This is a genomic window from Kribbella qitaiheensis, from assembly GCF_014217565.1.
GTDB classification, from domain to species: domain Bacteria; phylum Actinomycetota; class Actinomycetes; order Propionibacteriales; family Kribbellaceae; genus Kribbella; species Kribbella qitaiheensis_A.
In genome coordinates, this window is the sequence record NZ_CP043661.1 from 22,264 (window position 1) to 41,692 (window position 19,429).

A 19,429-nucleotide genomic window follows, 5' to 3' on the forward strand; every position below is an offset into this window, starting at 1 on the left:
GACCTGCACAGAACCTTCACGAGTTGTGCGCTCTTCCTGAGCAAACCTGCTTCTAGGCTCGCAGCATGGGAGTCAGCGAAGTTGACCGGAGGATCCTCGTGGTCGAGGACGAGCCGGTGATCAACCAGGCGGTCACCGATCGCCTGCGGGGCTCGGGGTACGACGTGGTGCAGGCGTGGGACGGGCCTGGTGCGGTCGCGATGTTCGAACAGACCGCGCCGGATCTGGTCCTGCTGGACGTGATGCTCCCCGGCTTCGACGGCCACGAGGTCTGCCGGCGGATCCAGGCCGGCCGGCCCGTCCCCGTGCTGATGCTGACAGCCCGGGACGACGAGGCGGACATCCTGGTGGGGCTGGGCGTGGGGGCCGACGACTATCTCACCAAGCCGTTCCGGATGCGTGAGCTGGTGGCCAGGGTCGCCGCGCTGCTGAGGCGGGTCGACCGTGCGGCCGAGCTCGCCGCCCACACCAGCAGCGATCTGGGCGATCTGCGGATCGATCCGGCCTCGCGCCGGGTCTGGGTCGCCGACACCGAGGTGCATCTGACACCGACCGAGTTCGATCTCCTGCTCTGCCTGGCAGCCAGCCCTGGTGTCGTCCTGACCAGGGAGAACCTGTACGCCGAAGTCTGGGGCTGGCCGGGTGCCTCCGGGACCCGCACGGTCGACAGTCACGTCAAGGCGCTGCGCGCCAAGATCGGTGCGGACCGGGTCCGCACAGTTCACGGCGTCGGCTATGCCCTCGAGTTGGTGGCGCCGAATGAGTAGCCCGGTGCTGGACCAGGTCCGCTCGGTCAAGGTGAAGCTCGGCCTCCTCGTCGCGATCAGCGTCACGGTGGCCTCGGTCCTGGCGGCGGTCGGCGCCACCGGCAGCGTGCCGGTCTGGCTCAGCGTCCCGGTCACGGTGGCTTTGGCCCTTGGCGTGACCCAGTTGCTGGCCGTCGGAATGACTTCGCCGCTGCGCGAGATGACCGCGGCCGCTCGGGTGATGGCGCGCGGCGACTACTCCGGCCGGGTCACCGCCACGTCGAGCGACGAGGTGGGTGAGCTGGCCCGGGCGTTCAACCGGATGGCCGAGGACCTGGCCGCCGTCGATCGCCAGCGCCGCGAACTGGTCGCGAACGTGAGCCATGAGTTGCGTACGCCGCTCGCCGCCTTGTGCGCAGTACTCGAGAACCTTGTCGACGGAGTAGCCGAGCCGGACCCCGTGACCCTGCGGACAGCGCTCGACCAGGCCGAACGGCTCACCGCCCTCGCCTCCGACCTGCTCGATCTTGCCCGGGTGGACGCAGGCGAGACCCAGCTGTCCACCACGCAGGTGCCGGTCCTGGAGTTGCTGGAACGCGCGGTAGCTGAGGCGGAGGTGAGCGGCCGAGAGGTGGGCTACGACGTACGGGTTCTGCCGCCGGGGCTGACTGTCCCGGCCGACCTGGCACGACTCCACCAGTTGGTGGCCAATCTGCTCGACAACGCGTCCCGGCACAGCCCTACCGGCGCCGTCGTCCGAATCACCGCCCAAGGGAACGCGACCGGCTGGCGGCTCGAGGTCGCCGACGAGGGGCCGGGGATTCCGATCGCCGATCGGGACCGGGTCTTCGAGCGGTTCGGGACGCTGGGCGAGGCCGAAGGCGGTGGCGGTACCGGCCTCGGTCTCGCGATCGCCCGCTGGGTCACCGAGCTGCACGGCGGCACCATCCACTTCGTCGAGCCCGAGCCGCGCAGTACGGGTGCCCGGGTCCGCGTCGAACTTCCGCACCATCCCGTCCACAAGAAAGTTCAGGAGCCAGTGATGACGAAGCCGGCCGATAGTCCGCCACCAACGGCACCGATCGCACCGACCCCACCAGCCGCGGCTGCGGTGGCCAGGGCGCCGGAGTCGGGACTGGACATGTTGTTCGGCAGCTTCTGGCCCGATGCCCGCGTGCCCGGGAAGGTGCGCGCGGTGCTCTACTGCCTGGCGGTCGGCCTGCTGGCCGGCATCATCCTTCCGTTCCGCGACCTCGGGATCGGCACGTTCGTACTCCTGGTTGCGGCCGGCGGCGTGATCCTGCGCTTCAGCGTCAACCGCCGGTCCCGCTTCACCCAGGCCTGTGCCGTGCTCTGTCTGCTGCTGGCGTCGACCGTTGCCGTCAGGGACGCCGAGTGGATCGCGATTCTGTGCCTCTTCGCCGGTGGTGCGGTCTGCATGGCCGCACTGGTGAACGGCCGCACCCTGCCCGCATTCGTTCTGGCCGGCATCGCCTGGCCGCTCGCCGGCCTCCGCGGGCTCCCGTGGCTGGGTCGCTCCCTGCAGGCTGTCACTGGTCTGAAGGCAAGTGCGGCGGCGCTGCGAACAGTCGTGTTGTCGGTCCTCGGGGTCCTTGTCTTCGGACTGCTGTTCGCCTCGGCCGACGCGGTCTTCGCCAAATGGGCGGGCGCGATCGTCCCGGACCTGGAGTTCGACTCGTTCGTACTACGGGCGTTCCTCACCGTCGCGGTCGGCGGCGTAGTGCTGGCCGCGACGTACCTCGGGCTGAACCCGCCGAAGGTCGAGCCGGCAGCCGGTACGGTGCGGCCCGTCGCGCGGCGGTACGAGTGGCTCGCACCAGTGCTGCTGGTGGTCGCGGTCTTCGTGGTCTTCCTTGCTGCGCAGGTCACTGCAAGCTTCGGCGGCCATGCCTACCTCAAGCGGATCACCGGGCTGACCTACGCGGAGTACGTCCATCAGGGCTTCGGTCAGCTCACGGTAGCTACCGCACTCACCCTGCTGGTGGTCTGGGCGGCCGCGCGCAAGGCACCTCGTACTACGGCCGCGGACGTGGCCTGGTTGCGCGGATCACTCGGCCTGCTTTGCGTACTGACCCTGGTCGTCGTTGCGTCGGCCCTCTACCGGATGCACGTCTACCAGGAGGCCTACGGCTTCACCCAGCTCCGCCTTCTGGTCGACGTGTTCGAAGGCTGGCTCGGACTGCTGGTGCTCGGCGTGATGGTGGCGGGTCTGACGCTCCGCGCGAACTGGCTGCCCCGCGCGGCGTTGCTCAGCGGCGCCGGTCTCCTGTTCCTGCTGGGCGCGATCAACCCGGATGCCTGGATCGCGCAGCACAACGTGGACCGGTACGCTGATACCGGTAAGGTGGATTGGCCTTTCCTGCAAGGGCTTTCGGACGATGCGGTCCCGGTCCTCAACAAGCTCCCCGCCGACGCGGCCGGCTGCGCGCTGAAAGGCCATGACGTGAGCGACGACGACTGGCTCGAATGGAACCTCGGTCGCCATCGCGCCCAGTCCATCCTGAAAACAGTGCCGAAGGACGGCGTCTGCCCCGGCCGTACCAGCTAGTCCTGAAAGACTGAAGGCCCCGACCGGGTGGGGCGGGTTCACGTGGTCGGGGCCTTCAGCAACTAGCGCTTAGCGGTTGCTGAGCTTGGTGTACTCCTGCTTGGTCATTTCGTGGAGTTCGTGCGAGGCGGTCTTCGGCTTCGGGCTGCCGCCGCCGACGTCGCCACCGCCGAAGCGGATGTTGGCCCAGTTGTTCTGGGCGGTCAGGGTCGACTTGCTGCCGTCGCCGTTGATGCTGGTGGACGTGGTGTCGGCGGTGTCGCCGTCACAGTTCCAGTCGATGCCGGCGTTGGCCGCACCCGACGTACGGGTGGTGCCGTTGGCGCACTTCCAGGACGTCTTCCAGGTCGAGGCCTGGCTGGTGTTCAGGCCGACCGACTCGTTCAGGCTCCGCTCGTTCAGCGCGGGCGGCGCGAAGGTGGAGTAGCTGAACCAGCTGGCGCCGCTGGTTCGCGGTACGCCATTGAACTGGAAGGCGTAGTTCATCACGCTGAGGTAGTTCGGCTTGTAGTTGACGCTGTCGGTGCCACCGTGGGTCAGGCCGAGGTCGTGCCCGAGTTCGTGGATGAAGGTGCCCACGTTCATGTTCTCGGTGACGGTCCACTGGCACTTCGGGCCCATCGTGACGATGAAGGTGTCGTTCGGGATGGCGAAGGCGTTGCCGCTGCTGCAACTGTTGTCGTAGTCGTCGGCCCAGAGCATGTAGTGGAAGACGGCCTTGCGGACCGAGGCGAAGTTGGCGTTCTTGATCGCGTCGGTCTGCGACTCGGCGGGGGACAGGTTGCTGTCGTAGGGCACCTGGTTGCCGCCGCCGAGGTCGTACGCCGCGCCGGCCGCCGCCCCACCGTCGAGGTGGATCCGGATCCCGGTACTGCCGTCCGGGTTGCTGATCGGCGCGTTGGCGAAGCTCTGGACGATCCGGTCGAACGCTGCCGTCGAGGCCAGTCGCCCGCTCATGTAGTCCATCTCGACGAACAGGTCCTTCTTGTTCGGCGTCGCGCCGAGGGCGGGCAGGTCGACGTCGACGACGCCGTCACCGTTGGCGTCGTAGCCATCGGTCTCCCAGGCATCTGGCAGCGAGTCGCCGTCCGTATCAGTCGCGGTAGTAGCGGCGGCGAGGGCTGGCGCCGGTGCGGGCGGTTGCTGCTTGTCCGGCGCGATCGAGGCGACGGCACCACTGGCAGCGGCGGCGGTCAGAGCGAGCGCGGACAGCGTGGCGAGCACGACGGCGCGAGGGCGGAATTTCATCGATCTCCTCAACTGGGGCGGGGCGGCGTTTCCACAGAATGAGGTCGATCGGCCACTGAATGCAATGATCATCTGCCGATGCGAGGGGTTTCCCGCAACCTGAACGTTGGCCCAACAAGGGGTTTCCCCTCTGCGGCCGGTCGGCTGTTCAAGGCGTTACTGAGTACGGAGTACAGGCTCCTGTGGTTCTGACAGGAGGGCGATGCGGGTGCGCGGGCGCTTGGGAAGACGAACAACGAGAAGACGAACGACGGGACGACGAGCACCAGAACGAGAAAGGCTCCAGGGCGAAGAGAACGCGAGGCCGATCTGCCCCGCCACGAAGACCAGGCCGGCGACTGCCATCCACGGCCGCCAGCGCTGCGGCCGCTGAAGGTCCGTCTGCGCCAGCCGAAGGGCGCCTGCCCGTACTTCGGGGTCCGCTGGAACAGGTCCGGTACGCGCCGCCCGGATCGCCGCCGTCCGGTCGGTCTGCGTCGCCTCGCCGAGCGCTCGCCGCTCTGCCCGCCACCTGAACTTGAGGGGGAGGGTCGTTGCGACGGCCAGAACGACGCCACCGACCGCTGCGAGCTCGAAGGCCGGCAGCAGGCTGTCGCCGCTGGCCAGGTTCACCGCGAAGAGGATGGCGGTCCAAGGAATCCAGGTGACCGGGAGCAGGGCCCAGACCGGCATGGACAGCAGGCGATCGAGTATGGGGCTCGCCGAGGCCAGGCGGGTCTACTTTGCCGGGTTTGTCATCAGGCGGACGGCTTCGACGATGTGCTCGCGGAGGGCCTGGGTGTCCTCGGTCTCTTCCGGGAAGTGGCCGAAGGGATTCGCCGCGGTGTAGGCCGTGGCCAGCGTCATCACGACGGTGAGCAGGAAATCCGCGGGGAAGTCGGGGTTCGTCTTGCCCTCGGCCTGGGCCGCCGCGATGCCGGCCACCTTCGAGTCCTGCGCCATCGCGCGCGCGGCCGGCTCGGTGGCCTGCTCCTCCAGGTTGGACCAGGCGAGCAGCCGCATCAGGTCGCGGTTCTCCATCGCGAAGTCGAAGACGCGCCCGGCCTTGCCCGGGAGATCCTCGGGGGTGGGGTCCATCTCGGCGTAGACCCGGGAGAGGTGCTTGTCGAGCACGGTGGTGAACAGCGTCTCCTTGTTCCCGAAGTAGACGTAGATCAGGTTCTTGTTGCACCCGGCCGTCTTCGCGATCCGGTCGACGCGCGCGCCGGCCACGCCGTATGCGGAGAACTCCGCCATCGCCGCCTCGAGGATCCGCTCCCTGGTCACGTCGGCCTTACCCATCAGCTCACCTCATCCGTTCGGGCCCAGAGTAACAATTGACTAACTGGTTAGCCAGTTGTACGCTCGATTTAGGTAACCAGTTAGTCAATTTTCTCTCTCAGAGGTGTGCGATGACCACGAATCTTCCCGGCGGCGCACTGAAGCTCGCCGACGACCTGACCATCAGCCGGATGGGCTACGGCGCGATGCAGTTGGCCGGCCCCGGCGTCTTCGGTCCGCCGAAGGACCACGACGAGGCGATCGCCGTACTGCGAACCGCCGTCGAGCTCGGCATCACCCACATCGACACCAGCGACTTCTACGGCCCGGTGGTCACCAACGAGCTGATCAAGGAAGCGCTGCACCCGTACGCCGCGGATCTGCACATCTTCACCAAGGTCGGTGCCCGGCGCGGTGACGACAAGAGCTGGATCCCGTCGCTCGATCCCGAGGACCTGAAGGCGCAGGTGCGGCAAAATCTCGACCACCTGGGGCTCGACGCCCTCGACGTCGTCAACCTCCGCGCGCCTGGCCTCGAGGAGACCACCGAGATCTCGATCGCCAAGGAGTTCACCGCATTGGCCGAGTTGCAGCAGGAGGGTCTGATCAAGCACCTCGGTCTCAGTAATGTCTCTGCTGCGCAGCTCACCGAGGCGCAGCAGATCGCCCCGGTCGTCACCGTGCAGAACCTCTACAACCTTGCCCAGCGCAACGATGACGAGCTGGTCGACCGGTGCGCGGCCGAGGGGATCGCCTACGCCTCGTTCTTCCCACTCGGCGGCTTCAGCCCGCTCCAGTCGGACACCCTCACCACCGTCGCCACCCGCCTCGGTGCCACCGCCCAACAGGTAGCCCTCGCCTGGCTCCTCCAGCGCTCCCCAACCATGGTCCTCATCCCGGGCACCTCCTCCGTCGCCCACCTCCACGAAAACGTCGCCGCGGCCACCCTCATCCTCCCCACCGACGCCGTCACCGAACTGAACACCATCGGCAAGTAGCAGGCTCTGTGTCACCTGCAACAACCTGCAAAACAAGGGTTTTGCAGGTTCGTGCAGTGCAGTACACCTGTTGCGATCAGTGATCGGTTCATAGCTTCGAGCTGTCTACTTTCCGAGTACAAGGAGATGGCATGAAGAACTTGCGTAGAGCCGCTACGGCCCTGATGGTGATGCCGCTGGCGATCGCGGGACTGGTCGCATCGTCCGGAGCGGCGTCGGCCTCGGCGACGGGCAGTGCCGGCAACGAAGCCACGGCTTCTGTGGTGGTGGGGCCGGGCCAAAGGGGGCACACGTGTAGTGGATACACGTACGCGGACTCCACTCACACCCGCTACTGGCAGACCTGTGCGTGGGTTGATCTCGGACACGTGTTTTTCACCGTCGAGTTCGGCAACTCGAGCAGCTTCGACTGGAACCCCTGGCTGACCTACGAGGACTACTACTCGTCCGGTACGGCCATGACCTGTGTGGATGGGCATGAGGACGCGTTCCTGGTCGCTGCCCATTCGACGCGAGGCACTGCCCCACAGCACTGCTGGATCCCCCGTGCGCGGGGCGCTTATGCCTCTATCGGGAAGGTTTGGTACAACAGCTCTCAGACGAGCGCCGTGGAGCAGCACAGTCCGACCCTTCAGGTTCTTTAGGTCCTGAGTCGCTGCCCCGGAACATCTGTGCCGGGGCAGCGGTTGGGGTTGATATGCATGGTGAATACAAGGTGCCTGGTGGGAAGTTGGTTGTGGCTGATCTCGACGTGGCCGACGAGGTGGTGCGGCGGGGTCGGATCAGTGGGGACTTCTTTCTCGAGCCGGATGATGCGCTGGCGTTGATCGATGCTGCGCTGGCCGGAGTGCCGGTTGGGGCGTCGGTGGCGCAGATCGCGGCTCGGGTGCGGGGCGTGCTGGGCGATGGCGTCGAGATGATCGGGTTTTCGCCTGAGGCGGTGGCTGTCGCGGTACGGCGTGCGCTGACTGGCGCGTCGGCGTGGACGGATCATGCGTGGGAGTTCGTCCACGACGTACCGCGGGAGCCGGCGTTGCAGATGGCGCTCGACGAGGTGCTGGCCGAGCAGGTCGGGTCGGGGGAGCGGGCGCCGACGTTGCGGATCTGGGAGTGGGCCGCGAACGCGGTCATCATCGGGAGCTTCCAGTCGCTCGCCAACGAGGTGGATCTGGGCGGTGCCGCCAAGAACGACGTGACAGTCGTACGGCGGATCAGCGGCGGCGGGGCGATGTTCGTCGAGCCCGGCAACACCATCACCTACTCGCTCTACGTACCGGAGTCGCTCGTCTCGGGGCTGTCGTTCGTCGACTCGTACGCGTTCCTCGACGACTGGGTGGTCGGCGCGCTGAACGAGCTGGGCATCGCCGCGACGTACCAGCCGATCAACGACATCACCTCGCCGGCGGGCAAGATCGCGGGTGCCGCGCAGAAGCGGTTCGCGGGCGGCGCAGTACTGCATCACGTCACGATGGCCTACGACATGGATGCCACGAAAATGCTTCAGGTGCTACGGATCGGCCGCGAGAAGTTGTCGGACAAGGGCACCACGAGCGCCAACAAACGAGTCGACCCGCTGCGCAGCCAGACCGGTCTGGAACGTGGTGAGGTGATCAAGCGACTGGTCGGCACCTTCGCCGCCCGGTACGGCCTCGCCGACGCCACGATCGACGACGAGACGCTCGCCGAGGCGCGACGCCGGGTGGAGACCAAGTTCGGTACCGAGGACTGGCTCACCCGGGTCCCGTGACGGATCCCCACCCGGCGGAGGGCGGGGGCGTGGGCTGGGGCTGGGGAACGGGGCAGAGTTTGATGCCTCATCGGGCACGACCTGACCGGGCCGGCGAGGCTAACGTCGGGGTATGGCGGACCGGGCGCGCCGTGCCCATGACTCCCGAGCAACCGCACCGGTTGCTGGGAGGAAGCAGCCTGCGCCGGAACACGAGCTGGCGAGGCTGCAACGGCAGGTGGGGAATCGGGTCGTCTCCGATTTCGTCAACGGTCTCGCGGTCCAGCGGCTCAAGGAAGGCGACGGGCCCTCGCACGACGTGGGGGTGATCCAGCAGCAGCTGAATCTCGTCAGCGGTGTGGCCCGCCTCGCGATCACCGGCCGCTTCGACGCGGCGACAACCGCCGCCGCCAAGGCGTTCCAGCGCAAGCTGATCGCCGAGGCTGTTGCCGGCGTGGTGGAGGACGGCATCGTCGTCGGCGTCACGCACGCCCAGCTGAAGACGCGTGCGCCATCAGTCACCATCAGTGGTACCGACACCGTCGTCGTCGGTCCGGGGAACACTCAAGTTCCCATGAGCCCCGCGCTCGGAACGCACAAGAAGGTGCTGGCCGGCGCCAAGGGCGTCGCGGTCAAGGAGTTGCAGGAGCGGCTCAACAACAGCGGTGCCACCACCGGCAAGAAGCTGGTCATCGACGGCATCTTCGGTGGCCTGACCGACGCCGCGCTGAAGGAGTTCCAGACCAGCGCCAAGGTGACCGCCAACGGAATCGCCGACCCCGGTACGTGGGCGAAGCTCGAGACCGCCGGTGCCGCGAGCCAGGGGCATGTCGAGTTCGACTGGCGCGAGGAGGTGGAGGGCGTGAAGAACGTGGGCCTGCGCGCGGCGTACGACTGGAAGCTCTCCAAGACCGCGCTGGCGATCAGCGTCGGGATCACCTTCAACAAGAAGCACGGTGGGGTCGAGGCGAAGATCGGCCAGTGGCTGAGCGACATCAAGGAGATCTGGAGCACCTTCAAGGCCGTCAACCACAGTGATCCGAAGAAGAAGAGCATGAACCTCGACTTCAAGGCTGTTCGCGGCGGCTCGGATCACGCCGTCGACGTGTTCAGGTTCGACACCGCGCTGCCGAAGAAGCAACGCGGCGACAGCCGGTCTAACTCGGGCACCTGGTACACGATCGACCCGCGTCGCTCGATGGCTCCGCACGAGTTCGGCCACCTGATCGGGCTCGCCGACGAGTACAACCGGACCGAGGACCACTACGTGACCACCACCGGCGAGGAGCCGGACGTCGGCGACCCGGCCGGCGTGGCCGCGGACGGCACCAAGCTCGCGACCAACATCAAGGCCAACCTGCCGCTCAGCGACGTACTGGCAGCCCCGATCGCCGCCGCTGACGACAAGCGCTGGGGCGCGAAGCTGGCCGGCGTGGTGAACGGGGGCCTGGGGGAGAAGCAGGGCGGCTTCTCTCGCTTCGTCGCGCAGGAGTATGCCAAGGCCAATGCGGGCGCTTCGGTCTACGACGACATCCAGGCGGCGTTCAACGCCAAGGCGGTGACCGGATTCCAGGACAACTTCCGCCTCGCGGTCACCCCCTTCCTCTACTCCAACAAGAGTCTGATGGGAACTATGGAAACCACACCGGCCAAGGGCGGCGGAGGTCTGAAGGCCGCGGATCACGAGCACCCGATCGAACCGCGGCACGTGCAGCCGTACGTGAACCTGCTGGCCAAGGAGTGGACGCTGCAGACCGGCGCCGCCGACGTCTGGAAGCCGGAACGCCGATGACACTTCGCCTGACGCTCAGCAACTACGGCTCGTCGACGCTCGAGATCGGCCTCGTGATCGACGACGACGGCCACATCACCGGCTGGCAGACGTCCGGGTGGCGGGTCGGCCGATTCGCCCGGGACCTGACCGCGAAGGAGCGGACGGAGCTCGACCGCGCACTGGAGTCGGCGCGGGCCGCCGACGCGCAGGCACCTCCCGCAGAAGGGCCTCGGTCGCCCAGCGGCTCGACCGAGCAGTTGGTCGCCGATGGGTTGCCGGACGCAACCTTCTCCTCCAATGCGAGTCCGCCGCCGGGGTTCGAAGAGCTCATCCGCGTACTCCGCGGCGTCCGCGAAAACCTCGCCGACTCCCCGTCGGCCGCGATCGAGCTCGAAGTCTCCGGTACGCCGTTGCGCGCGCGACTCAAGCACATCGGGAAGGAGCCGATCGACGTACGCGGTGACAGCGAGCTTCGCGTCGAGGCGCTCATCTATGACAAGGACTACGCCGTACTCGAGCGCGAGCTCCACACGGTTGACGCCGCCGGCCTGGATGGTGCGCTGTCCGACGGCTGGGAGCTGGAGCTCGTTGCTGGGCTGTCGTTGCCCACACCGCCGCGTGGCGGATTCCTGAGCGTCAATGCTGGTCCCCTGCGGGTCGACTCCATCGGTGACGGCGTCCTCCGGCGGGCCGAGTTCAGTTGGGTGACCGAATGACCGTTTCCGGAAAGTCGATCGAGTCGCTGCTCGACGGAGTACCAGAGCAGCCCGGTACTGCGCTGCGCCTGTCCGAGTCGCCGTTGTGGGACCGGCAGCGGCGCTTCTACGACCGCGGTGCGCCGGACATCTGGGGGAGTGGCGCCGTACCGCACGGCATCACCGGCAACCCGCGGATCGCCAGCACGTACGCCCGGATCGCCCAGGAGTTCCTCCGCGCGAGCATGACGGCTGACACCGCGGAGGTGCCGCACATCGTCGAGTTCGGGGGCGGGACCGGCCGGTTCGCGTACCTGTTCGTCCGGCAACTGAGAGCGCTTGCTCCCGGTCTGCGCTTCACCTACGTGGTGACCGACTTCGCGGCCGATCGGGTGCAGGCGTGGGCCGCCCACCCGTCGTACCGGCCCTTCATCGACGAAGGCCTGATCGACTTCGCCGTCCTCGACGCCGACAACCCCGGCCCGCTCGAGCTTCTCGTCTCCGGCCGGACCATCACTCCCGGCTCGCTGCGCGCACCGGTGATCGGCATCGCCAACTACGTGTTCGACACCTTGCGCCACGACTGTTTCGCCCTCAGCGGCGGCGACCTGATGGAGCTGAAGGTGGCGCCGGTCGGCGACGACCAGGAACCGTCGATCGAGTGGGAGAGCGCTCCCTGTGGTGAGATCGCCGATGATCTCGCTGCCGTCCTCGACCACTACCGGGACTGGCTGGACGACACCGCCGTTCTCGCGCCGGTCGGCGGGATGCGCTGCCTGGAGTTCCTGGACGACCTGACCCAGGGCCCGAGTCTCGCGATCATCGCCGACAAGGGGCACCGGACCAGGGTAGAGCTGTGTTCGTACCCCAGCCCATCAGTGGTGTTCCACGGCAGCGCGTTCTCGCTGATGGTCAATTTCGACCTGCTCGCCCGCTGGGTACGGCAGCGTGGCGGCGTCGGGATCCTGCCCACCGAGCCCGCGAACAGCCTGGTGGTCGGTGCTTTCGTGCAAGGACCGATGCCGGAGCCGGAGCGGCTGACCGCCTGGGTTCAGGACCAACTGGTCGATACCGGTCCCGACAACGCGTTCAGCCTCCGCCCCTTGCTCAGTACGGCGAGTTCGCTGTCGCTGGAGGCGATGCTGGCGAGCCTGCGCCTGTCGCGATCCGACCCGACGTTGCTGATCGAGTTCCTGCCCACCTTGCTGGACGTCCTGCCGGGCGCTCCCGAGGTCGTCAAGAACGAGATGCACCGGCTCCTCGGCCAGGTCTGGGACAACTACTTCCCGATCGGCGAACCGATCGACATGGCATTGTGCATGGGCCTGATCCTGTCCGCCATCCAGCGTTTCCCCGACGCGATCGAATTCCTGGAGCTCTCGGTCAAAGATCACCCGGAGAGCGCGCCCGCGGCGTTCGCGATGGCTGTGGCGCTGCGTGGCATGCGCGATCTCCGCGCGGCCCGGGACTGGGTCGACCGCGCTCTCGAGTTCGAACCCGGCTTCTCCGAGGCGCGCTCGTTGCGGGCCATGCTGGCCGAGTCCGACGCGGGAGTGTTCTGATGTTCCGCGAGGTTCTCGACTTCCTGGCCGCTGACGGTTGGCCGGTCGCGCCCGACTCCTTCGACGGCGTTCCGTGCATCCGGACGCGGTTCATCGGCAGCGCGGAGGCCTGGGACTGCCGCGCGCGCCCGTACGACCCGTTCGGCCAGCTCGCGTTCGAGTCGATCCTGCCGATCAGCGTCGATGCCGGCCAGCTCGAAGCCATCACCCAACTCGTCGTTCGGGCGAACTGGCGGCTGCTGACCGGCGCCTTCCAGCTGGATCTCGACACCGGCGAGCTGGTGTTCCGGACGATGGTGTTCCTGTCCGACGGGGTCGAACTGCCCGAACCGCTGTGCCGCGGGCTGATCTACAGCAACGTGCTCACCGTGGACCGCTGCCTGGCCGAGTTCAAGGCGGGCCCGCCGCCGGTGACGACCCGATCGAGGCCTACGAGCGCCTCGCGCTCTGAGCGCGATTGTTGCCTGGGCGACGGGGTACCGGGCGAGCAGGCGGAAAGGAGAACTCTCATGCCTGCTGGTTCGAGCAAGAAGCGTGAGCGACAGTACGAGCACATCAAGGCCGGACTGAAGAAACGCGGCCGCAGCGAGGACACGGCCGAGGAGATCGCCGCCCGCACGGTCAACAAGGAACGGGCCCGCTCCGGCGAGGCCAAGGCTCAGCTCGCCAAGGCCGTCGGCCGGGGCTGACCCACTCCCTCTCCTCGTACTACCTGCCGCCGGGTGTTCTTGACGAGTTTCGAACACACATGGTGAAACGTTTTCGCGCGATCAGCGATAGGTGGTGTGGGGAGAGGAGCGGAACGGTGCTGGGGACTGACATAGGGCGACGACTGATCGCGCTGCTCCGGATCGTGGAGCGCACGGCTGGTGACCACGCGGACGTGGTCACCGACGACGCCCTGCTCGACGCCTGGTTCGGCCCGCGATCACCCGCGGCACACCGGGAAATCCTCTGAGTGACCCCCGGGCGAACAGTAACGCCGAAGTTATGCACAAGCTGCTGCCTGGGTGGCTCCGAGGATGCATCATATGGACGTTGACCACTCCAGCAACGTGGGTGGCTCTGGCCTTGATGCATGCCTGGAGTACGACATGTTCAACCCCGCAGAATTGTCCGTCGCCGACGTGTTCGCGCGCCTGGCGACCGAGTTGCACGATTCCGACGGTGTCGACGAGACCGTCGACGCGGTCGTGGAGTTCGCCGTCCGGGCGCTCAGCTGCAGTCATGCGGGTGTCGTCTTCGTGGCCCGTGGCGGCCGGCCGGAGATCGCCGCGGTCAGCGATCCCGCGATCAGGACCATCTACGAGTGCCAGATCGACGTCGGTGACGGTCCGATGGTCGAGTCCCTTCGCGAGGGGGCCGTGGTCCACATCCCGGATGCGAAGGCCGATCCGCGCTGGCCGAGCTGGTCCGAGCTGGTCAGCGGGTTCGGCATCCATTCCGTCCTGCATCTCCCGCTGGCGGTGACCGACCGGCGCGTCGGCGGCGTACTGAGCGTCTACAGCACCGCCCCGGCCGCCTTCACGGCCGACGACGAAGCGGTCGCGCACATCCTGGCCCGGCATGCGGCGGTGGCGCTGTCCTCGGCGCGCGAAGAGGCGAGCCTGGCGCAGGCGGTCGACGCGCGGAAGTTGATCGGCCAGGCGATGGGAATCCTGATGGAACGCTTCGACCTGGACGCCGACCGGGCCTTCGAGGTGCTGAAGCGCTACTCGCAGGACGGCAACATCAAGCTCCGCGAAGTCGCCCAGCAACTCGTCGACACCCGCAAGCTGCCGCGCTCGTAGTACCGGCCGGGTGCTCGCCGAGGCGCACAGTACTCAGCGTGGTGGTCGGAGGGCTTCGCAGTACTCAGCCTGGTGGTCGGAGGGCTTCGCAGTACTCAGCCTGGTGGTCGGAGGGCTTCGCAGTACTCAGCCTGGTGGTCGGAGGGCTTCGCAGTACTCAGCTTGGGCTTTTTGTGTTGTCCTTCTCGGGGGCGTTGCCCCAGCGGCCGCCGCCCTCGCCACGCATCTCCATGGACAACGCCATCACGATCGCGCGGGTGGTGCTGCTGCCGAAGTACCCGAGGCTGTACGGCTCGATGAGCGCGCCTGCCTCCCAGTACGGCACTCGCTGGGCGCCGTACTTGACGTAGCGGACCGCCGGCTCGTCGCCGACCTTCACCCGTGCCGCGCACTGGGTGCAGGCCGGCACTCGGCGCGTTCCACCGTTCGAAGGAGTCCATTGGATGTCGAGGGTCGACGGGCCGTGCTGCGGGTTGAAGAAGCAGGGGGACCGTCGCTCCGGAACCGGCTGTCCGGCGGCGCGGGCACGGACGCAGGCGACGGCGTACCGGCCCTCGGCCAAGGCGTCGACGACGGTGCTGATCGCGTCCGCGGCGCGCAGGTGGGCGACCTTGCGGCCGGCCGACTCGTAGGCATCGAGCGCGCGCTGGTAGTCGTGCCGGGTGTCCACGTCGAGTTCCTGACCGGCGATGACGACGTCGAGGCGGCTGAGCTCCTCACCGAACTCGGTGACGTCCTCGTCGGCGACCTTGCGGATCTCTTCCAGCTCAGCGGTATCCATCCGGCGAGCCGCGCGCCGGTCCCACAGATAACGTCCTGCCAGTGCGGCACCACCGCCCCCCAGCAGGAACACAAGCCACTCCATCCACAGATGGTAGGTCCGGGGCGCGCCCACGGACAGGAGTCGAGGCACCAGTCCGGAGCCACACGCGGTAGGTAGGGTCACACAACCGGACAGGGTTCCTCGGTACCCTGGCGGGCGCCGCTTGCCGGCCGGCCGACCGGATAGGAGACGATGTCCACCGTGACTTCTCGACGTACCCAGGACTCTGAGCCGCGGCCGGCGCCGACAGAGGTCGATCCGGCCGTCGGGAGCCTGAGTGTGGGCCTGGGCGGCGTGGCCGGCCGGTTCGCGCGGCTCGGCGGCTCCTGGTGGACGCCGTTGCGGATCGCACTCGCGGTCTGCACGATCACCTTCGCGCTCGGTGTGCTGCAGAAGGCGCCCTGTATGGAGGCGGGCTGGGACCGGCAGAGCTGGCGGCCGTTCAAGGCGCTGTGCTACTCCGACATCGGCTACCTCTACCAGGAGCGCGGCTTCGCCGAGGGCAACCGGCCGTTCCTCGACACCGGTAACTACCCGGTGCTGGAGTACCCGGTGCTGACCGGTGGGTTCATGGAGGTCGCGGCGAAGATCACCTGGCAGATCACCGGTGATCCGAAGAAGGACCTGACCGTCGAGCAGAAGCGCGATACCGCCGGGGTCTTCTTCGTCGTCAACGTTGTGCTGCTCTTCCTCTGCACGCTGCTGCTGGTCGGTCTGACCGTCGCCACCGCGCGCGGCGTAGCAACTCGCCCCGGCGCGGCTCGTGGGCAACCACTCGACGCCCTGTACGTCGCGGCCGCGCCGGTGCTGGCGTTCACCTCGACGATCAACTGGGATCTGTTCGCCGTCGTACTAACTGCAGGCGCGATGTACGCGTGGTCGAGAGGTAAGCCGATCTGGTTCGGCATCCTGCTCGGGCTCGGAACGGCAGCGAAGTTCTACCCATTCCTGCTGCTCGGTCCGCTGCTGATCGTCTGCCTGCGCGGCCGCAAACTGTGGCCGTGGTTCCAGGCGACGGTCGCCGCGATCTTCGCGTGGGGCCTGGTGAACGCGCCGATCTACCTGCTGGCCAAGAACGAATGGATGTCGTTCTGGGTCTTCAACGACGAGCGCGAGAGCGACTACGGCTCGATCTGGTACGTGCTGAAGCTGGCCAAGCACGAGGTCTCCGACGTGAACCAGCTGAACATCGTGATCTTCGCGGGGCTCTGCCTGTCGATCGCGATCCTCGGGCTGATGGCGCCGAGACCGCCACGCTTCGCGCAACTGGCGTTCCTGGTGGTCGCCGCGTTCCTGCTGATCAACAAGGTGTACTCACCGCAGTACGTGCTCTGGTTGCTGCCGCTGGTCGCGCTGGCCCGCCCGAAGTTGCGGGACTGGCTGATCTGGCAGGCCTGCGAGTTGTTCTACTGGATGATGGTCTGGCTCCATCTGGCCCAGTTCCTGGCGCCCGGGCAGCCGGACGCGCCGGACAAGATCTACTGGTTCGCGGTGATCCTGCGGATGGCCGGGACGCTGTGGCTGATGCTCGTCGTCGCCCGCGACATCCTGCTGCCGGAGAACGATCCGGTCCGCCACGGTGACCTGGTCAACGACCCGAGCGACGGTGTGGTCTCCGACCTGCCACCTCGTCAGTTGGACCCCGCGCACGCCTGAAGAGCAAGGGGAAGGAAGGCGGGCGTGGCCGTCAGAGGTTGAGTTTTGCCACGTCGAGGTTGCCGCCGCTGACCACGGCGGCAGTCAGGCCGTGGAGCTCGATCTTGCCCTCGAGCAGCGCCGCGAAAGGGGCGGCCGCTGCTGGTTCGAGGGCGAGCTTGGTGCGGGACATCACCAGCCGGGTCGCCTCGATCAGGGCGGCCTCGCTGACGCGGACCACCTGATCGACGTACTGCTGGATGATCGCGAAGTTGTGCGTCCCGCAGACCGGTGCAGCGAGACCATCCGCGACCGACTTGGCGGTAGGGAGCTTCTGCGCTGAGCCCGCTTCGAGGCTGCGGCTGACCACGTCGGCGGTCTCGGGCTCGATGCCGATCACGCGGATCGTGGGCTTGAGCAGCTTGACCGCCAGCGCGACGCCGGAGATCAGACCGCCGCCGCCGACCGGGACCAGCACGGTGTCGATGTCGGGGGAGTCGGCCAGCAGTTCGAGGCCGAGGCTGCCGTGCCCGGTGATCACGTCGAGGTCGTCGAACGGGTGGACGCCGGTCAGCTTGCGCTCGTCCCGGATCGATTCGTACGCCGCGATCAGGTCGCCCTCGACGAGCTCCACCTGAGCGCCGTACGCGCGAGCCGCGTCGATCTTGGCCGGTACGGCGGTCTTCGCCATCACCACGGTCGCCGGTACGCCGGCGTCGCGGGCCGCCCACGCGAGCGCCCCCGCCGCGTTCCCGGCCGACACCGTGATGACGCCGCGCTCGCGCTCCTCGGGAGTCAGCTGGAGTGTCTTGTGGAGCAGGCCGCGCACCTTGAAGCTGCCCGTCTTCTGGAACAGCTCCGCCTTCAGCGTCAGCCGGCCGCCGAAGATCTCGTCCAACGCGGTGGATCCGAGCATCGGCGTACGGTGAATCCGCCCTTGCAGACCGGCGGCGGCACGGCGAACATCCTCGAGGCTCGGCATACGCCAGACCTTAGTCGCCTACTTGCTGACCGGTACCTGCCAGAGCCCGACGAGCGCATCGATCAGCCCGGTCGCCAGACCTTGCCAATCGGCGCGCGGCACCGGCGTACCGTCGGCCAGGCCGCGTCCGTGCTCGGCGAGCATGTGCACCATCAGGTGCCGGAGCATCGCACTGCGTTCGAGCCGGACCTCGAGCGGCAGCGCGGGCAGACTGCGTCGCAGCCCGTCGATGATCTGCTGCAGGGACGGCGAGGTCAGGGATTCGGCGATCATGATGTCGCGCAGCTCGGGATCCGTCATCACCTGCGCGCCGAACCGGGCGAACCAGGTCGGACTGCCCAGGCCGGCCAGGTGGTCGGTCGCCGGGCGGACCAGGCAGGTGATCCAGTCCCGGACCTCCAGGCTGTCGCCGAGGTCGGTCAGCATCCGCAGCCGATTCTCCGGGTGCCCGCGGCGACGGCCGTAGAGAAGCTTCTCGCCGGCCGCCGTACCGGTGAACTTGGTGCGGCGGGCCCATTCGCGGCACTCGGCGAGCACCGGGCAGGCGGTGAGGCACAGCTCGCGGGCCTTCCGCTGCTCCCACGGGCTGGCGGTTTCGTCGTACGCGGGACCCTGGCCGACACAGGCGGCGCGGCTCATCCACTGGTCGGCGGGGTCTGCGATCACAGTCAGCGTCGGCCTCATAACCCTGACGGTATGCGCGTTCCCCGCCGTCCTGCCGGCGGTCTTACTATATGAGAGTAATGCTACTCAATTACTATACTTAAGCTAGACGGCTGGCGACCGCTGTAGCCAGCTGGACGTCGGCGGCCGGGTGCTGGGGGAGGAAGAGGTAGGGCTCGATGAGCTCGACTTCCATCAGCAGGAAGCGGCCGGTCACGACGACCCCGTCGACCCGGGCGTAGACCGGTGCGTGCTTGCTGTCGACCGCGGCCAGTACGGCGTCCGCAGCGGCTCGTACTGCGGGAGTCGGGTCGGCCGACGTCGCCGTACCTCCCATGTCGCTCTGGACCCGGTAGTCGCCGTCGGCCGGGCGCTTCAGAACCGAGTGGCTGTACTCGCCGTCGAGGTAGATCAGCGACCACTCGCCCTCGGACTGGATCTCGGGCAGGAACGGCTGCACCAGGTAGACGTCATCCGGCAGATCGCCCATCGCGCGGCTCAGCTCGCCGGACCCGGCCAGACCCCGGATGGTGTTGTGCGCGGTGGCGCTCACCGTCGGCTTGATCACGATCTGCTGACCGTCGAGCCCGGCGACCACCTCGTGCAGGCAGGCGCCGGCCGCCACCTGGGACGGCACGATCGCGACACCGCGCTCGCGGAGCTCCAGCAGGTACCGCTTGTCGCCGTTCCAGCGGAGCAGGTCGGTGTCGTTGAACACCGGTACGCAGGCCTTGTCGAGCTGGCCGAGCCACTCGGTGAACTCCAGGTACCGGGTGTGGTAATCCCAGACCGACCGGAGCAGCACCGCGTCGTACGACGACCAGTCCACCGACGGATCGGTCCAGACCTCCGCGACCGGGTCGAGTCCCGCGGTCCGGAGCGCGGCCGCGAGCGGCAGGTCGGCCGGGTGCAGGTCCGCGTGGTCGGCGGAGGTGGCAAGGGCGATGCGTGTAGTCAC

General features: G+C 67.6%; 19 protein-coding genes. 12 read left to right on the top strand and 7 right to left on the bottom strand.

Annotated features, from left to right (window positions below; genetic code table 11):
* Positions 1-65 precede the first annotated feature (65 nt).
* The gene (locus F1D05_RS00115) at positions 66-767 is read left to right on the top strand and encodes a response regulator transcription factor (protein WP_185445130.1); all 702 of its coding nucleotides are present in this window, start codon (positions 66-68) and stop codon (positions 765-767) included.
* Positions 760-3,315 (top strand): DUF4153 domain-containing protein, encoded by a 2,556-nt coding sequence (locus tag F1D05_RS00120; RefSeq protein ID WP_185445131.1) that lies wholly within the window; start codon positions 760-762, stop codon positions 3,313-3,315. The genes F1D05_RS00115 and F1D05_RS00120 overlap by 8 nt, the downstream gene beginning before the upstream one ends.
* 69 nt (positions 3,316-3,384) lie before the next feature.
* Here the strand turns inward: F1D05_RS00120 and F1D05_RS00125 are convergent, their stop codons facing one another.
* From F1D05_RS00125 to F1D05_RS00135, 3 genes are all read right to left on the bottom strand, one after another.
* Entirely contained in the window at positions 3,385-4,563 is a 1,179-nt protein-coding gene (locus F1D05_RS00125; protein ID WP_185445132.1) for a hypothetical protein, read from the bottom strand.
* Positions 4,564-4,719: 156 nt separating this feature from the next.
* Entirely contained in the window at positions 4,720-5,235 is a 516-nt protein-coding gene (locus F1D05_RS00130; RefSeq protein ID WP_185445133.1) for a hypothetical protein, read from the bottom strand.
* Between the two features lie 45 nt (positions 5,236-5,280).
* Positions 5,281-5,844: a TetR family transcriptional regulator gene (locus tag F1D05_RS00135; protein WP_185445134.1), complete on the bottom strand. Its 564-nt coding sequence runs from the start codon at positions 5,842-5,844 to the stop codon at positions 5,281-5,283.
* Between the two features lie 110 nt (positions 5,845-5,954).
* Here F1D05_RS00135 and F1D05_RS00140 point away from each other — a divergent pair, with 110 nt between their 5' ends.
* From F1D05_RS00140 to F1D05_RS00180, 9 genes are all read left to right on the top strand, one after another.
* Positions 5,955-6,821 carry an oxidoreductase gene (locus tag F1D05_RS00140; RefSeq protein WP_185445135.1) on the top strand — a complete coding sequence of 289 codons (867 nt, stop codon included), beginning with the start codon at positions 5,955-5,957 and terminating at the stop codon, positions 6,819-6,821.
* Positions 6,822-6,952: 131 nt separating this feature from the next.
* Positions 6,953-7,465 carry a hypothetical protein gene (locus F1D05_RS00145; protein ID WP_185445137.1) on the top strand — a complete coding sequence of 171 codons (513 nt, stop codon included), beginning with the start codon at positions 6,953-6,955 and terminating at the stop codon, positions 7,463-7,465.
* Between the two features lie 92 nt (positions 7,466-7,557).
* Positions 7,558-8,568: a lipoate--protein ligase family protein gene (locus F1D05_RS00150; protein ID WP_343066560.1), complete on the top strand. Its 1,011-nt coding sequence runs from the start codon at positions 7,558-7,560 to the stop codon at positions 8,566-8,568.
* 217 nt (positions 8,569-8,785) lie between these two features.
* Positions 8,786-10,339: a peptidoglycan-binding domain-containing protein gene (locus F1D05_RS00155; protein ID WP_185445141.1), complete on the top strand. Its 1,554-nt coding sequence runs from the start codon at positions 8,786-8,788 to the stop codon at positions 10,337-10,339.
* Positions 10,336-11,037, top strand: coding sequence for a hypothetical protein (locus tag F1D05_RS00160; protein WP_185445143.1), 702 nt, complete (start codon positions 10,336-10,338; stop codon positions 11,035-11,037). Before F1D05_RS00155 ends, F1D05_RS00160 begins: the two co-directional genes overlap by 4 nt.
* The gene (locus F1D05_RS00165; protein WP_185445145.1) at positions 11,034-12,578 is read left to right on the top strand and encodes a tetratricopeptide repeat protein; all 1,545 of its coding nucleotides are present in this window, start codon (positions 11,034-11,036) and stop codon (positions 12,576-12,578) included. Before F1D05_RS00160 ends, F1D05_RS00165 begins: the two co-directional genes overlap by 4 nt.
* Positions 12,578-13,267 (top strand): YbjN domain-containing protein, encoded by a 690-nt coding sequence (locus tag F1D05_RS39500; RefSeq protein WP_246486322.1) that lies wholly within the window; start codon positions 12,578-12,580, stop codon positions 13,265-13,267. Before F1D05_RS00165 ends, F1D05_RS39500 begins: the two co-directional genes overlap by 1 nt.
* 116 nt (positions 13,268-13,383) lie before the next feature.
* Positions 13,384-13,536, top strand: a complete 153-nt coding sequence (locus F1D05_RS00175; RefSeq protein WP_185445148.1) for a hypothetical protein — start codon at positions 13,384-13,386, stop codon at positions 13,534-13,536.
* A 73-nt stretch (positions 13,537-13,609) separates the two neighbouring features.
* The gene (locus tag F1D05_RS00180) at positions 13,610-14,368 is read left to right on the top strand and encodes a GAF and ANTAR domain-containing protein (protein ID WP_343066561.1); all 759 of its coding nucleotides are present in this window, start codon (positions 13,610-13,612) and stop codon (positions 14,366-14,368) included.
* A gap of 157 nt (positions 14,369-14,525) precedes the next feature.
* Here the strand turns inward: F1D05_RS00180 and F1D05_RS00185 are convergent, their stop codons facing one another.
* Entirely contained in the window at positions 14,526-15,233 is a 708-nt protein-coding gene (locus F1D05_RS00185; protein WP_185445150.1) for a hypothetical protein, read from the bottom strand.
* A 150-nt stretch (positions 15,234-15,383) separates the two neighbouring features.
* On the opposite strand from F1D05_RS00185, the gene F1D05_RS00190 reads away from it, so the two are divergent.
* Positions 15,384-16,847, top strand: a complete 1,464-nt coding sequence (locus F1D05_RS00190) for a glycosyltransferase family 87 protein (RefSeq protein ID WP_185445152.1) — start codon at positions 15,384-15,386, stop codon at positions 16,845-16,847.
* A 31-nt stretch (positions 16,848-16,878) separates the two neighbouring features.
* Here the strand turns inward: F1D05_RS00190 and F1D05_RS00195 are convergent, their stop codons facing one another.
* The 3 genes from F1D05_RS00195 to F1D05_RS00205 all read right to left on the bottom strand — a co-directional run bounded on the left by F1D05_RS00195 (position 16,879) and on the right by F1D05_RS00205 (position 19,429).
* A complete protein-coding gene (locus tag F1D05_RS00195) occupies positions 16,879-17,808 on the bottom strand; it encodes a threonine/serine dehydratase (RefSeq protein ID WP_185445154.1) in 930 nt (309 codons plus the stop codon).
* An 18-nt stretch (positions 17,809-17,826) separates the two neighbouring features.
* On the bottom strand, positions 17,827-18,492 hold the full coding sequence (locus tag F1D05_RS39505) for a WhiB family transcriptional regulator (RefSeq protein ID WP_185445156.1): 666 nt from the start codon (positions 18,490-18,492) through the stop codon (positions 17,827-17,829).
* Between the two features lie 79 nt (positions 18,493-18,571).
* Positions 18,572-19,429 carry an ATP-grasp domain-containing protein gene (locus tag F1D05_RS00205; RefSeq protein WP_185445157.1) on the bottom strand — a complete coding sequence of 286 codons (858 nt, stop codon included), beginning with the start codon at positions 19,427-19,429 and terminating at the stop codon, positions 18,572-18,574.